General features: G+C 56.3%; 14 protein-coding genes. 8 read left to right on the top strand and 6 right to left on the bottom strand.

From position 1 onward, the window contains the following. Positions 1–9: 9 nt before the first annotated feature. From ACAM29_RS18880 to ACAM29_RS18845, 8 genes are all read left to right on the top strand, one after another. Positions 10–774, top strand: a complete 765-nt coding sequence (locus ACAM29_RS18880; protein ID WP_369625069.1) for a crotonase/enoyl-CoA hydratase family protein — start codon at positions 10–12, stop codon at positions 772–774. 35 nt (positions 775–809) lie between these two features. Continuing rightward, a complete protein-coding gene (locus ACAM29_RS18875) occupies positions 810–1,577 on the top strand; it encodes a 3-hydroxyacyl-CoA dehydrogenase (RefSeq protein WP_369625068.1) in 768 nt (255 codons plus the stop codon). Between the two features lie 19 nt (positions 1,578–1,596). Next, positions 1,597–3,357: an acyl-CoA dehydrogenase gene (locus ACAM29_RS18870; protein WP_369625067.1), complete on the top strand. Its 1,761-nt coding sequence runs from the start codon at positions 1,597–1,599 to the stop codon at positions 3,355–3,357. A gap of 88 nt (positions 3,358–3,445) precedes the next feature. After that, a complete protein-coding gene (locus ACAM29_RS18865) occupies positions 3,446–5,302 on the top strand; it encodes a feruloyl-CoA synthase (RefSeq protein WP_369625066.1) in 1,857 nt (618 codons plus the stop codon). Positions 5,303–5,371: 69 nt separating this feature from the next. Beyond that, positions 5,372–6,121, top strand: coding sequence for an electron transfer flavoprotein subunit beta/FixA family protein (locus tag ACAM29_RS18860; protein ID WP_369625065.1), 750 nt, complete (start codon positions 5,372–5,374; stop codon positions 6,119–6,121). 10 nt (positions 6,122–6,131) lie between these two features. Next, entirely contained in the window at positions 6,132–7,061 is a 930-nt protein-coding gene (locus tag ACAM29_RS18855) for an electron transfer flavoprotein subunit alpha/FixB family protein (RefSeq protein ID WP_369625064.1), read from the top strand. Positions 7,062–7,122: 61 nt separating this feature from the next. Then, positions 7,123–8,769, top strand: a complete 1,647-nt coding sequence (locus ACAM29_RS18850; protein ID WP_369625063.1) for an electron transfer flavoprotein-ubiquinone oxidoreductase — start codon at positions 7,123–7,125, stop codon at positions 8,767–8,769. Between the two features lie 134 nt (positions 8,770–8,903). Further along, positions 8,904–9,866 (top strand): AraC family transcriptional regulator, encoded by a 963-nt coding sequence (locus ACAM29_RS18845; protein WP_369625062.1) that lies wholly within the window; start codon positions 8,904–8,906, stop codon positions 9,864–9,866. 94 nt (positions 9,867–9,960) lie between these two features. Here ACAM29_RS18845 and ACAM29_RS18840 read toward each other — a convergent pair whose 3' ends face one another. The 6 genes from ACAM29_RS18840 to ACAM29_RS18815 form a co-directional block, all read right to left on the bottom strand. After that, on the bottom strand, positions 9,961–11,046 hold the full coding sequence (locus ACAM29_RS18840; protein ID WP_369625061.1) for a hypothetical protein: 1,086 nt from the start codon (positions 11,044–11,046) through the stop codon (positions 9,961–9,963). Between the two features lie 159 nt (positions 11,047–11,205). Continuing rightward, complete coding sequence (locus ACAM29_RS18835) at positions 11,206–12,045, bottom strand: class III extradiol dioxygenase family protein (RefSeq protein ID WP_369625060.1); 840 nt, start codon at positions 12,043–12,045, stop codon at positions 11,206–11,208. Continuing rightward, complete coding sequence (locus ACAM29_RS18830) at positions 12,038–12,400, bottom strand: protocatechuate 4,5-dioxygenase subunit alpha (protein WP_369625059.1); 363 nt, start codon at positions 12,398–12,400, stop codon at positions 12,038–12,040. Before ACAM29_RS18830 ends, ACAM29_RS18835 begins: the two co-directional genes overlap by 8 nt. 14 nt (positions 12,401–12,414) lie before the next feature. Beyond that, complete coding sequence (locus ACAM29_RS18825) at positions 12,415–13,287, bottom strand: amidohydrolase family protein (RefSeq protein ID WP_206835805.1); 873 nt, start codon at positions 13,285–13,287, stop codon at positions 12,415–12,417. A 20-nt stretch (positions 13,288–13,307) separates the two neighbouring features. Further along, positions 13,308–14,372 carry a 4-oxalomesaconate tautomerase gene (locus ACAM29_RS18820; protein WP_369625058.1) on the bottom strand — a complete coding sequence of 355 codons (1,065 nt, stop codon included), beginning with the start codon at positions 14,370–14,372 and terminating at the stop codon, positions 13,308–13,310. Next, positions 14,365–15,042, bottom strand: coding sequence for a 4-carboxy-4-hydroxy-2-oxoadipate aldolase/oxaloacetate decarboxylase (locus tag ACAM29_RS18815; protein WP_091827346.1), 678 nt, complete (start codon positions 15,040–15,042; stop codon positions 14,365–14,367). The genes ACAM29_RS18820 and ACAM29_RS18815 overlap by 8 nt, the downstream gene beginning before the upstream one ends. Between the last annotated feature and the right edge of the window lie 8 nt (positions 15,043–15,050).

Here is a 15,050-nt window from a genome sequence, read left to right as displayed (position 1 = left end):
GGCAAACACATGAATGCATATCGCTACCTGACCTTCTCCGTCGAAGAAGGCATTGGTCACCTGACCCTGAACCGCCCCGAGAAAAAGAATGCTATCAACGATCAGCTCTGCCTTGAGATCGAAGATGTATTCCGCAATCTGCCCACCGGGCTGGATGTCATTCTGTTGTCAGGTAACGGTCCCGAGTTCTGTTCCGGTCTGGACCTGTCCGAACACACCGCCCGCGAGCCGTTTGAAGTGGTCGAACATTCCCGTATGTGGCACCGCGTCTTCGGTTATATCCGCAACTCTGGTATCCCTGTAGTCGCAGCCCTGCACGGCGCTGTCATCGGTGGCGGCCTTGAGCTGGCGATCTGCGCCCACGTCCGTGTTTCCGACGAGAGCACCTTCTACCGCCTGCCGGAAGGTCGGCACGGCATCTTTGTCGGCGGTGGTGCCTCGGTTAATGTAGCCCGAGTCATCGGCGCCAGCCGCATGACCGAAATGATGCTGACCGGCCGCACCCTGGATGCGCAACAGGGCGAACGTCTGGGCCTGGCACACTACGTGGTAGCCAAGGGAGAAGCCCTGGCCAAGGCCAAGGAACTGGCCGCCACCATCGCCACCAACTCCCGCTTCTCCAACTGGGCCATGGCCACCGGTATTTCCCGCATCGAAAACATGGCTTCAGATGACGGGCTCTACACCGAGTCCCTGATTACCGGCATCACTCAGAGCAGCGGTGAAGTGAAGGAACGCATCGACGCCTTCCTCAACCGCAAGAAAAAAGCCTGAACGTCCACCAACGACAAGAACAGAGGAGTCGCCCCATGAATATCAACGATCGCCACTTCATCGTTACCGGCGCCAGCTCAGGCATTGGTGAAGCCGTTGCCCGCCGCCTGCATAAGCTCGGCGCCCGTATTACCCTGGCCGACATCAATACCGAAGGCGGCAACCGAGTCGCAAACGACCTGGCCGAGCGTGCCAATTTTGTTCAGACCGACATTGCCGATGAAGCCTCGGTACAAAATTGCATCGATCAGGCTTTGGAGCGTTTTGGCTCGATTGATGGACTGATCAACTGTGCCGGCATTCCGGGTGCAGAACGCGTCATCGGCCGCGATGCCCCCCACCGTCTGGATACCTTCGAACGCGCCCTGCGCGTCAATTTGCTCGGCACCTTCAACATGATTCGCCTCAGTGCCGACCGGATGCAGCACAACACACCCGGGGAAGACAACGAACGTGGCGTCATCATCAATACTGCCTCCGTGGCTGCCTTTGATGGCCAGATTGGTCAGGCCGCCTATTCCGCCTCCAAGGGTGGCGTATGCGCCATGACCCTGCCGGTCGCCCGAGAGCTTGCGCGTTTCGGAATCCGTGTCATGACCATCGCCCCCGGTATCTTCCAGACCCCGATGATGGATGTGCTGCCGCCGGAGGTGCAGGACTCACTGGGGGCATCCGTGCCCTTCCCCCAGCGACTGGGCAAGCCGGAAGAGTTTGCTTCACTGGTACAGCAGATCATCGAGAACAGCATGCTCAACGGTGAAGTGATTCGACTGGACGGCGCCATCCGCATGGCTGCCAAGTAAACAACACAAGAGGTGGATGATGAGTCTCTATCAGGCCCCGCTCAAGGATATTCAGTTGCTGGTCGAAAACGCCCTGACCACAACCGGACTGGACGAACTGCCAACCATGGCCGATTTCGATACCGAGCTGGTCAATGCCGTACTTGAAGAAGCGGGCAAGTTTGCCGCCGGTGAGCTGGCACCACTCAACCGCATGGGAGATATCCAGGGCTGTCGTTTCGAGGATGGCAAGGTGATGACCCCGGATGGATGGAAGAACGCCTACCGCCAGTTCTGTGATGCCGGCTGGATGGGACTTGCGCTGCCAGCAGAATTTGGCGGCCAGTCGCTGCCGCGCTTCATTGCCCAGCCGGTGAATGAAATGTGGCTGTCGGCCAACCTGGCCTTCATCATGTTCCACGCGCTGACTCAGGGCGGCAGCGAGATCCTGATGCACTTCGGCAGCGATGAACAGAAGGCGCGCTACCTGGAACCGCTCATTTCCGGTCGCTGGACACTGGCCATGTCTCTAACCGAACCCAATGCAGGTTCAGACCTGGGCGCACTCACCACCCGAGCAGTGAAACAGGACGATGGGCGTTACCTGATCAAGGGGCAGAAAATCTACATCACCTACGGCGACCACGATCTGGCGGACAACATTGTTCACCTGGTTCTGGCCCGAACACCCGATGCGCCGGCCGGCAGCCGCGGTATTTCGCTGTTCTTGGTGCCCAAGTATCGCATCCGTGAAGATGGCACCCTCGGCGAAGCCAATGATGTCCGCTGCACCGGCATCGAACACAAGACAGGTCTGCACGGCAGTCCGACCTGTTCGATCAGCTACGGCGACAAGGATACCTGCTACGGCGAGCTGATCGGTGACGAGAACCGCGGACTTGCAGCCATGTTCATATTGATGAATGAGGCCCGCCTAAGCTGTGGTATTCAAGGCGTGGCTCTGGGTGAGGCCGCCTATCAGCAGGCGCTGGAATATGCACTTGAGCGCACCCAGGGCACTGATTACCGTGGTGGCCGTGAACGGGTAGCCATTGCTCAGCACCCGGATGTGGCACGCATGCTGCTGTCGATTCGTTCGGAAGTGATGGGGCTGAGATCACTCAGCTACCTGATTGCGGCCCAGATCGACAAGGCCGAACATACGCCCGACGCCGATGAGCGCAAGCGACTGCAAGATCGGGTCGCCCTGCTGACTCCCGTGTTCAAGGCCTACGCCACGGAGAGAGCCAACCTGATGGCGGGCACCGGTATCCAGGTCTTCGGCGGCATGGGCTTTGTGGAGGAAACCGGCGTTGCCCAGCTGATGCGCGATGCACGCGTAACCACCATCTACGAAGGCACCACCGGAATCCAGGCTCGCGATCTGGTGTTCCGCAAGATTCAGCTCGATGAAGGGGTTGCACTCAAAGCCCTGCTGGACGAAATAGATGCCGATGCCAACCGTCTTGAGGACCTGCCGCAGGCGACCGACACCCTGCGTCAGGCAACAGGCGCACTTCGTGACCAGATTATCCCCATGGTCAGCAGCGGCAATCTGCTGCGGCTCAATGCCGGAGCCGTACTTCTGCTGGAAGCACTGGGAACGCTCTGCTGTGCCTGGCAGCTGGGCAATCTGGCTGCACTGGCCTTGAGCCGTCGCGATCAGGACCCTGTTTACTACGGGAACCTGATCGCTCTGGCGGAGTATTACTTTGCTCACAGCCTGCCCGCTATCCAGGCACGCTTACTGAGCTTCGAGCAGGCGGAAGCCGGTATTGCGAATTACCGCTTCGACGACTGACGCTCAGCATCACATAACAAGAATCAAGACAACGCAACCGCGGGCCGCGACAAAGACAACAAACCGGCCCGCGATGGAGATGCCAAACATGCTTGCCGACTTTCACCCTGTTAACGTAAACAACTATGGTGTGGATGTAGAGATCCGCGAAGACGGCGTTCAGATCGTTCGCTGCCCGCAACCGCTAGCTGAATACGCCGAACACATGATCGAGCGCCTTGAGTTCTGGGCAGCGGAAGCTCCGGAGCGCGTGCTCATTGCCCAGCGCGATGCTCAGGATGACTGGGACTCCATTACCTATGCCGATACCCTCAAACATGTCCGTGCTCTGGCCGCCTGGCTGGTGACTCAAGACCTAGGACCGGAACGCCCCCTCGTCTGCCTTTCGGGCAACAGCAATGAACACCTGCTGATCAGCCTTGCAGCCATGTATATCGGCATCCCCTTTGCGCCGATTTCGACCGCTTATTCACTGGTATCTACCGATTTTGGCAAGCTGCGTCATATTTTTGACCTGCTGACACCGGGCATGGTGTTTGTGGACAACCTGGGCCCCTTCCGCGATGCCATTGATGCTGTCGTACCCGCCACCACCCCATTGATTGCGGTTTCCAGTGCCCATGCGATGGATGAGCTGAACAACCCCGTGTTCGATTTCAATGAGCTGCTCAAAACCCCGACTTCACCCTTAGCCGAAGCGGCAAAGGAGCGGATCGACGGCGACACCATCGCCAAGTTCATGTTTACCTCCGGCTCCACAGGCATGCCCAAGGCGGTTATCAATACCCAGCGCATGCTCTGCGCCAATCAGGAAATGATCCGAAGCATCATGGCATTTCTCAAGGACGAACCGCCGATCATGGTGGACTGGCTACCCTGGAACCACACGTTTGGCGGCAACCACAACATCGGCATTGCCCTGTATAACGGCGGCAGCCTGTATATCGACCACGGCAAACCAACGGAAAAGGCATTCGACATCAGCCTGAACAATCTGCGGGATGTGGCGCCCACGGTCTATTTCAACGTCCCCAAAGGCTATGAACTGCTGGTGAAAAAGCTGCGTCAGTCTCCAGACATCGCCAAAACATTCTTCTCTCGCCTGCAGCTGACCCATTTTGCCGCAGCCGGACTTTCCCAGCACATCTGGGATGCCCTGGATGCACTTGCCATTGAACATACGGGCAAAAAAATTCCCATGATCACGGGACTGGGTGCTACCGAGACCGCACCTTCAGCACTGTTCGCATCGATCGAGGAATGTGCGTCCGGTGTGATCGGCACACCGCTGCCGGGCATCGAGATGAAACTGGTACCCAACGGTGACAAGCTTGAAGCGCGCATTCGCGCCATTTCAGTCACTCCCGGATACTGGCGTGCTCCCGAACTGACGGCACAGGCGTTCGATGAAGAAGGTTTTTACTGTCTCGGCGATGCCATGAAGTACATTGACCCGGAGCGACCCAACCGCGGCTTCCGCTTCGACGGCCGCGTGTCCGAAGATTTCAAACTGGATACAGGTACCTGGGTCAGTGTCGGTAACCTGCGCGCACACCTTATCCACTTCTTTGCTCCCTATGTGCAGGATGTGGTGATTGCCGGTCATGATCGTGCTTATGTGTCGGCGATGATTTTCCCGGATCTGGGTCATTGCCGCGCTCTGGTACCGAACAGCGATGAGCTGTCCGACTGTGAACTGCTGCGCGCGCCCCATCTGCGTGAAACCTTCCAGCGCTTGTTGGAGCAGATGGCCGAAGCCAGCACCGGTAGCTCTACCCTGATCCGCCGCATGCGACTACTCGATCAGCCCCCCGCCATCGACCTGAATGAAGTCACCGACAAGGGTTCTATCAACCAGCGTGCAGTGCTGAAAAGCCGTGATGAGCTGGTCAGGGACATGTACAGCGAACAGCCCTCCGAGGAGGTGTTCCGGCTCGAGCGCTGAACCGGCACCACCCGCCGTCCCAGTTGCCCCGGAACCGATGTGAACAACCGATTTACGGAAACACGAACCATGAAAATACTTGTCAGCGTCAAGCGCGTCATCGATTACAACGTCAAGGTGCGCATCAAAGCCGATAACTCCAATGTCGACCTGGCCAACACCAAAATGGCCATGAACCCCTTCTGTGAAATCGCCGTGGAAGAAGCGATCCGACTCAAGGAGGCGGGAATCGCGACTGAAGTGGTGGCGGTATCCATCGGCCCCAAAGCGGTGCAGGAACAACTGCGCACAGCTCTGGCTCTGGGTGTCGACCGAGCCGTACAGGTTGAAACCGATGATATGCCCGAACCGCTTAACATCGCCAAGCTGCTGGCCAAAGTGGTCGAAGCCGAGCAACCCGGCCTGGTGCTGCTGGGTAAGCAGTCCATCGACGGCGACAACAATCAGACCGGGCAGATGTTGGCGGCACTCACCAGTCGTCCCCAGGCCACTTTTGCCTCTGCCATCAAGCTCGAGGCCGACAGGGCAATTGTCACCCGTGAGATCGATGGCGGCCTGCGCACGCTTGAGCTAACTCTCCCGGCCATAGTGACCACTGACCTGCGCCTGAACGAACCACGCTATGCCAAGCTGCCTGACATCATGAAAGCCAAACGCAAGCCACTGGATGTCAAAACCCCGGCCGATCTAGGTATCACCCTGAAAACCCACGTCCGTCAACTCAAAATTGAGGCTCCGGCGGCCCGTCAGGGCGGTATCAAGGTGGGCAGCGTGGATGCGCTGATCGACAAACTCAAACACGAAGCCAAGGTACTTTAAGGGGATTGGGATGAGTATTTTATTGATTGCCGAACACGATAATCGGACGCTCAACCCGGCGACACTCTGCGCCCTGAATGCCGCTCTTCAGATCGGTGGCGACATCTCTGTGCTGGTGGCCGGCAAGGGCTGTCGGGCCGTTGCCGAAGAGGCCGCCCGAGTGGCCGGTATTGGTCGGGTGTTGCTGGCCGATCATGACGCCTATGCGAAAGGACTGGCGGAAAACCTTGGCAGCCTGATTGCCGGCCTGGCCGGCGACTTCAGCCACCTCATCACACCGGCAGGTACCACCGGCAAGGATGTCATGCCTCGCGTGGCCGCATTGCTGGATGTTGGCCAGCTGTCGGACATCATGGCCGTCGAATCTACTGATACCTTCAAACGGCCGATCTATGCCGGCAACGCCATCGCGACCGTACAGTCCGTTGACCCGATCAAGGTGATCACCGTACGTACTTCGGCGTTCGATCCTGTTGCCGCCGAAGGTGGCAACGCCGCCATTGAGGTAGTGAACAACGTCTGTGATGCCGGCCTTGCTCGCTTCATCAGCGAAGAACTGGCGCAGTCGGACCGGCCCGAACTGGCCTCTGCCCGCATCGTCGTTTCCGGTGGCCGTGGTCTTGGCAGTGGCGAAAATTTCGCCCTGCTGGAACAGGTGGCCGACAAGCTGGGAGCGGCCGTAGGGGCTTCACGTGCTGCCGTGGATGCAGGCTTTGTCAGCAACGACCTTCAGGTAGGTCAAACCGGCAAGGTTGTGGCACCCGACCTTTACATCGCCGTGGGCATTTCCGGTGCCATCCAGCATCTGGCCGGCATGAAGGATTCCAAAGTGATTGTGGCGATCAACAAGGATGAAGAAGCCCCTATCTTTCAGGTAGCGGATTACGGCCTGGTCGCCGACCTCTTCCAGGCGCTGCCGGAGCTGGAATCCCGGCTCTGATAGCCAAGGCGATATCACTCCTGCCCGGCGGCAGCCGGGCTGCATGAATCAGAGGTAGACCATGCGTGAATCGATGGAATTTGATGTAGTAATCGTAGGCGCCGGGCCTGCCGGGCTCTCGGCAGCGTGCCGTCTGATGCAACAGGCCAAGTCAGCCGAGCAGGAACTGACCGTTTGTGTAGTTGAAAAAGGCTCTGAGGTCGGCGCCCATATTCTTTCCGGTGCCGTGATGGAAACCCGCGCACTGGATGAGCTCTTCCCCGACTGGAAAGAGAATGGTGCCCCGCTGAAAACGCCTGTGACAGAAGATCAGGTGTTTCTGCTCAAGAACGAAACCGGTGCCATCAAACTGCCCAACGCCTTTGTGCCCAAGACCATGCACAACGACGGCAACTATGTTGTCAGCCTCGCCAATGTCACCCGCTGGCTGGGTGAACAGGCAGAACAGCTGGGTGTAGAAGTGTTCCCGGGCTTTGCCGCCGCCGAAGTACTGTACAACGAGGACGGCAGTGTTAAAGGGATCGCAACCGGTGATATGGGTGTGACCGCCAGCGGTGAACAGGGCCCCAACTACATGCCCGGCATGGAACTGCATGCCAAATACACGATTTTCTCCGAGGGCTGTCGTGGCCACTTGGGCAAACAATTGATCGAGAAGTACGCGCTCGACAAGGATGCTGACCCTCAACACTACGGCATCGGTATCAAGGAGCTGTGGGATATTGACCCTGCCAAACACAAGCCCGGCCTGGTCGTACACGGCTCCGGCTGGCCGCTGAGCGACGGCGCCAGTGGCGGTTTTTTCCTCTACCATGCCGAAGACAACCAGGTCGTTGTGGGTCTGATTATCGACCTGAACTATTCCAACCCATATCTAAGCCCGTTCGACGAGTTCCAGCGCATGAAACATCACCCCGAGATCAAGCAGTATCTCGAAGGTGGCAAGCGCGTGGCCTACGGCGCCCGAGCCATCACCAAGGGAGGCTTCAACACCCTGCCGAAGATGACCATGCCAGGTGCCCTGCTGATCGGCTGTGATGCCGGCACGCTGAACTTTTCCAAGATTAAAGGCATTCATACCGCCATGAAATCCGGCATGCTGGCGGCAGAGTCGATTGCAGCGGCACTGGTTAATGGCGATGCAGGCGGCAAGGACCTGACCGGCTTTACCGATGCTTACCAGGCCTCATGGCTGTATGACGAGCTGTATCGTGGACGCAACTTCGGCCCGGCGATGCACAAATTCGGGCCTTATCTGGGCGGTGCGTTCAACTATATCGACCAGAACTGGTTCGGCGGCAAAATCCCGGTGACCCTGCATGACCTGCATAAGGATCATGAGCAGCTTAAGCTGACCAGTGAGAGTACGGAAATTCAGTACCCGAAACCGGATGGCGTCCTGTCGTTCGACAAACTCTCATCCGTGTTTCTTTCCAACACCAACCACGAAGAGGATCAGCCCTGCCATCTGCAGCTGAAAGACCCGAGCATCCCCATCAACCAGAACCTGCCCAAATATGCCGAACCGGCTCAGCGATACTGCCCTGCCGGTGTGTATGAAGTGGTGGAAGGCGATAGTGGTCCGCAGTTCCAGATCAATGCGCAGAACTGCGTCCACTGCAAGACCTGTGATATCAAGGACCCGGCCCAAAACATCAACTGGGTGGTACCTGAAGGTGCCGGCGGGCCGAACTATCCCAACATGTAACAAAAATTGAATGGAGTTGGTAAAAAACCGAATGGTCATGGATAAATAAATCCATATGTTATTTGGAAGCCGGATAAGATTTTTACTGATCTGGTTAAAGCAGAATCAATTATAAAAATAACTAGAGGTACTCGATGCCCTTTATACTATCTGCCTGTAATTATTCAATCGCAGGCGTTTCGGCTTGCGATCTCTCAAACTTCATGAAACCCCGCCTGGGCGAACACCGTCTTATTCAAACCGGACCGAGTGGTAAAACCTCTTATATAAAATACAAAGAGCTCGGACCGCTCGATATATCGGAACATGGTTATGGCAGTACTGCTAAATTGCGCATCCCTCCAATACAGGAAAGCTATCATCTTCAGTTTATTCTCAGTGGTAGCAGCGAATGGAACATTGCCGGTCAACACTTCCGCCTGCAGCAGGGTGACTCGATTGTGATCCCTCCCGGTGACGAGTACGGTATGCTCTACTCACCCGACTGTCGCAAACTGATTATCAGAGTACCGCGTAGCTTCCTGCATCAAAGCGCCCGTGAATTCGGCTATCTGGTGCCCTCTAGCCAGATTGAGTTCGGGCGCAGGCCTTTGCCCTTTGATGATTCTGCGACGCTGCACAATCTACTCAACGACATTCTGGCCTTCCAGGAGTGTACCGGTACCGAGCGGGCATCATTTTACTACTGCAAACTGTTGACTCATGCGATCCTGAAAACCTATGACAGCAACCTGTGTTTACCGCACAGTCAAACCCGACTGCACGATCGACAACTGGAACAGATCCATCATTACCTGTTGGACAACATAACCGGGGAGCTGGCCATCGAAGACCTTGCCCGGCATTGTCGTATCAGCCGCAAATCAGTTTATAACCTGTTTGAGCGCGAACTGAAGATGACCCCTACGGCCTATATCCGACGCCTCAGGCTTGAGTCCGTGTACCACGAACTCGCCCACAAACCGGGAATCCGCAACATCACCGAGGTCGCACTCAAGTACGGTTTTACCAATTTAGGCCGTTTTGCTGCCCAGTACCGCAAACATATCGGCGAGCTGCCGTCCGAAACCCTGCGTCGCCAAAGTCGCTGTGCCTGAGCCTTTGCCATCATCGTTGTCTGCCAGAGTGAGTTCATGCCGATAAAAGACAACCCGGGGAAGGGGACCCGGGTTGTCTTTGAGCGTTGCTGTCTCAGAACTTGTACATCGCCATCAGCTCAAGCTGCTGACCGGCTGGACGCAGAGAGCTGCCCGCTGATGACGGCGGGCGGTTGGCCGCATTCTGGTCGCGCCACTCAATACCGAACTCCAGTCCGGGAAGGTAGGTATAGATCAGGTTGACGTTGGTCATCTTGAAGGTATCATCAGCAACGTTAGCTGCTACTTCATCAGCTGTTACCTGACCGTAACGGATGTTACCGCGCAGCTTGTCGCTGAAGCGATGACTCACACCGGCAGAGAAACCGGTTGTTTTGACAAGATCCCCATTCGCATTGATCTCGCCCTCGCTAAACGGCTGATTTGCCGGACTAGACGCACCAGCATAACCCCAGCCGGAGTAGATGTTGTTGCCCTCACCGGTATATGCGCTCAAGGCCAAAGCCGAGTTGCCGAATTTGAATTTACCGGCCACGGAGATCGCTGCACCAAACTCGGAATCGTTGTTCAGAGTTTCCACTTCACGACCGGTAAGCGCCACATTGAAGGCATGGCCATTGTCGGTACGGTAGGTATAGGCCGCGACCATATCCGGAATATTTGCATCGCTGTAAATGGGGTCCTGCAACGTTAAACGGAGTCCACCATGTGTATAATGCACTACGAGGTCTGGACGAATGACTGCCCCACTCCCGGCAATTGTCCCAGCCCCCAGGCCAAAGAAGTTGATCGTTTCAACATCAAATGGAGCATTTGCGAAGAATTGCCCATTCCAGGTCTGACCAACAGTCAACCCATCCACCTGAAGATAGGCATGTCTCAAACGCCAGGCATAAGTACTGTCCGCAGATGTATTATTATCCCAGAAATCACCTTCGACAAAAGCTCGTAGCTTATGACCATCAACCTGTCGGTCAGCCGCAAAATTTATACGTGTCTGACGTGCACTTCCCTCAAAAGAGGTATCGCCATCATCAGGGTCTGTAAAAACACCCTCTGCTTTAATATAACCACCAACGCTAAATTTGGTTCCGTTTATCTCACCTAGCTCCAGTGCTGAAGCCTGAGAGCTCATACCCGCCACCATAATTGCCAGCGCCAGTTTTTTTCTTATCATCATAATTTGGCCTCATTTTATCTAGTAACAGCAAGATAAATATGCCAAACATCCATATAAACCTATATACATATAGTGTAAAAGTCATACAAATATCACTCTTAATATAAAAAGCTCCAAAAAAACCCGAATGAATTCGGGTTTTTTTGTCAGAGTTAAATATTATTCATTCAACAACAACTGCAGACCTGCCCCTGTATTGGAAATCGGCGCCACATAATTGCGGTGCACTTCCTTCACGTTACCCAGCAAACAGCCGCGCATGGCCAGCCACATGTTCAGCTCGACGCCCTGAGCACCGGCAATCTCGACCAGATCATCGTTGCTGTACTTGGTCAGAGCTTCTGGATCGCTGACCAGCTTGTCCATGCATTCCAGATCGAAATCGGAGTTGATAATACCGGCACGCTCGCCATCCAGCTGGTGTGACAGACCACCGGTACCGAATACCACCACCTTCTGATCACCGGCGAAGGACTCAACCGCACGGCCGATAGCCTGACCCAGTGCAAAGCAGCGGGAGGGTTTCGGCATCGGGTAACGTTCGCAGTTGATGCACACCGGAATCACTTTCAGATGCTTGTAGTTGTGGCCCGGATACATGATCGACAGCGGCACGGTCAGTCCGTGGTCGACTTTAATATCCTGACAGATGGTTGGATCAAAGTCGTTCTCGATCAGTTCGTTAGCGATGTGCCAAGACAGCTCGGTTTCACCTGTCACTGGCGGGATGGTAGCGATGCCCCAACCTTCATCGGCGTTTTCGTACATGGGCGCACAACCCAGTGCGAAGGTGGGCTTTTTGTCGAGGAACATTTCCAGACCGTGGTCGTTGTAGAACACGATAGCAATGTCCGGCTGCTGTTCGTTCAGCCACTCGCGCACTGGCGGGTAACCGGCAAAAAAATCCTTCCAGTAAGGCGTGTCTTCCAACCCCTTGTCCATGGCGATGCCGATCGCCGGAATATGGGATGTGGTGATGCCGCCAATAACCTTAGCCATTGTTTTTCCCCCTGCCCTGACTGTCCAGGTATGCCTGAAACTCTTCTTTGGTACGCCCGGTCTGCATGCCACCAATATCCTGCATATTCAGACCCAGAAGACCGGCGAACTTGGCCAGATAATAAACACTGCCACCCAGACGCAGCAGTTCGTTAAGGTCACGCTTGAGAATCGCTTTTTTCTGGGCTTCGGTCAGGCCGAACTTGTCACAGTACCCCGCTTCATCAGCCTTGAAAGCCTCACGGGCGTCAGCGTTGTTGAAGGAGTAGCACATTTTGTTCAGCGGATAGCCTTTGGTGGACATGGGGCCGTCGAAAAAGATCGTACCCGGTATCTCGCGGTGCGTTGAGCTCATGATCAGTTCTCCTGTCAGGACCAGTAAAGTCGCATCGGGTTGTCGACCAGCAGCTTTTGCTGCAGTTCGGCGGTGGTTGCGATCTGCGGGATAACGTCCACCAGTTTGCCGTCATCAGGGGTATGAGACTTCATATTGGGGTGCGGCCAGTCGGTACCCCACAGGCAACGATCCGGGAATTTTTCGACCAGCGCCTTCATGAACGGCACCACATCGCTGTAATCCGGTGGAGTCTGGGTCAGGCGTTCGGGGCAGGTGGTCTTCACCCAAACCTTTTCATTGCCGCCCATGAAATCGATGAAACGTTGGAAATCAGGGTGATCGACGCCCTTGGTCACATCCGGACGCCCCATATGGTCGACTACGATGGTGGTGTCGAGCTGATTCAGGAAGGGAATCAGATCTTCCAGATCCGGTGCTTCGAAGTAGACCACAATATGCCAGCCCAGTGGCTTGATCTTCTCGGCAATCGACAGGAATACTTCTTTCGGCGTGGTGTCGACCAGACGCTTGACGAAGTTGAAACGCACGGCACGCACACCGGCCTTATCCATAGCTTTAAGCTCTTCCACGGTGATCGCAGGATCTACGACGGCCACACCGCGCGCCAGCTCACCGGCGCTTTCCAGTGCATCGACCAGCGCAGCGTTGTCGGTACCGTGGCAGGATGCCTGCACGATGACGTTGCGCTCAAAGCCCAGGTAATCACGCAGCTCGAACAGCTTTTCCTTGGGCGCATCACAAGGGGTGTACTTGCGCTTGGGGTGGTAAGGGAACGTGTCCGCCGGCCCAAATACGTGGCAGTGCGCATCAACGGCTCCGGCAGGCGCCTTGAACTCAGGCTTGCTCGGGTTGGCGTGGAAAGGAAGGTAGTCAGGATCCATCATCTCATTACACCTGCTTGGAATCAGTTATTGTGGGTGAAGACTTCACCGTCAAAAAGCTTGCGGGCCGTTCTCAGAATCGCGGCGGAGGCCACTTGACCTCTGGCATCCATATCCAGGATCACGCTCATCTCGCCGATCGGATGTTCGACCGACAGCATCTTGCATGCACCTTCCGGCACTTCGGCAATCGCTGCGGCGGGTGAACCGGGCAATACCGCCGCAGTCGCTACGCTGACCGCACCCAGTACACCGATGGAAGCGTGACAGCGGTGCGGAATGAACGTACGCGTTGACAGGGCCCCACCGTTGGTGGCACAGCTGACCATGCTCATCTTCGGTACCGATTTTGCGCTGACATCACCGAGATTCATCAGCGGACCGGCTTTGAGACGGATGGCTTCCAGCTTTTCACGCAGCACAATGTTGGCTTCCAGCTCTTCACGGGATTCCGTGCCGCTGATGCCCATGTCTTCGGCGCGCATCACCACCACGGGCATGCCGTTATCGATCAGAGTGACTTCGACACCATCTATCACATCGACCGTATTACCGGTGGGCAACAAGGCACCGCAACTGGAACCGGCGGTATCTTCAAATGTGATCGGCACAGCCGCAGAACTGCCGGGCACGCCATCAATGCAGGCATCGCCCACATAGCTGACCTGGCCTTCAGGGGTGCTGACACGGGCGCGGGCGATCTGGCCGGTGTTTTCCATAAAGATACGCACTTCGGTCTCGCCGTTCTGCGCCTCCACAAGGCCACGCTCGATGGCAAAGGGGCCAACACCGGCAAGGATGTTGCCGCAGTTCTGTGCATCGGTGACGATCGCCTGATCAACGAATACCTGTAGGAACAGATAATCCACATCGGCATCGTCCCGGTCGGACGTTTTGACCACGGCTACCTTGGAGGTCAGCGGATCGCCACCGCCCATGCAGTCGATCTGACGCGGGTCAGGAGAACCCATGACCCGCAGCAGAAAGGCGTCGCGTTCGGCAGTGTCGACCGGCAGATCAGACGCGAGGAAGTAACCGCCCTTGGAAGTCCCGCCTCGCATCCACATGCAGCGGACGCCATCAGACATACTTCAGTCCCTTCTCTTTCAAACGCGGGCGCATGTCATAGATGTCCAGGCCCAGTTCTCCGTTGGCCATGCGTACGCGCTTGGACTCCTCCAGCGCCATGCGCTTGCGCGACAGTTCCAGCACTTCGGCGGCCTTTTCGCGTCGAACGACAACCACACCATCGTCGTCGGCGACAATCACATCACCCGGGTAGATCAGCTGATCGGCACAGGCAAGCGGAATGTTTACTGAGCCCAGAGTTTCCTTGATCGTACCCTCGGCGAAGACGGCTTTCGACCACACCGGGAAGTTCATCTGGCGCAGGTCGCGCGTATCGCGTACACCGCCATCAATGATCAGGCCCACCACACCGCGTGACTGAGCCGATGTCGCCAGCAGGTCACCGAAGAAACCATGAACAGAGGGAGAGGTCGGCGCGAACACCATCATGTCGCCCTTCTGACACTGTTCGATCGCCACATGCATCATCCAGTTGTCACCGGCAGCGCCGGAAATGGTCACGGCAGAACCGGCCACAGCCACGTCCTGCTGGATCGGACGCATATAATGCGCCAGCAGACCGACACGGCCCTGGGCCTCGTGAATGGTGGCCACACCACATTCAGCCAGACCATCGATAACCGCCTGATCGGCGCGTTCAATATGTTGAACGACTACATTTTCTCTCATAACAAAAA

This window comes from Marinobacterium sp. BA1 (assembly GCF_041155135.1).
Taxonomy (GTDB): Bacteria; Pseudomonadota; Gammaproteobacteria; order Pseudomonadales; family Balneatricaceae; genus Marinobacterium; species Marinobacterium iners.
This window is presented reverse-complemented; position numbering and strand designations above follow the sequence as displayed.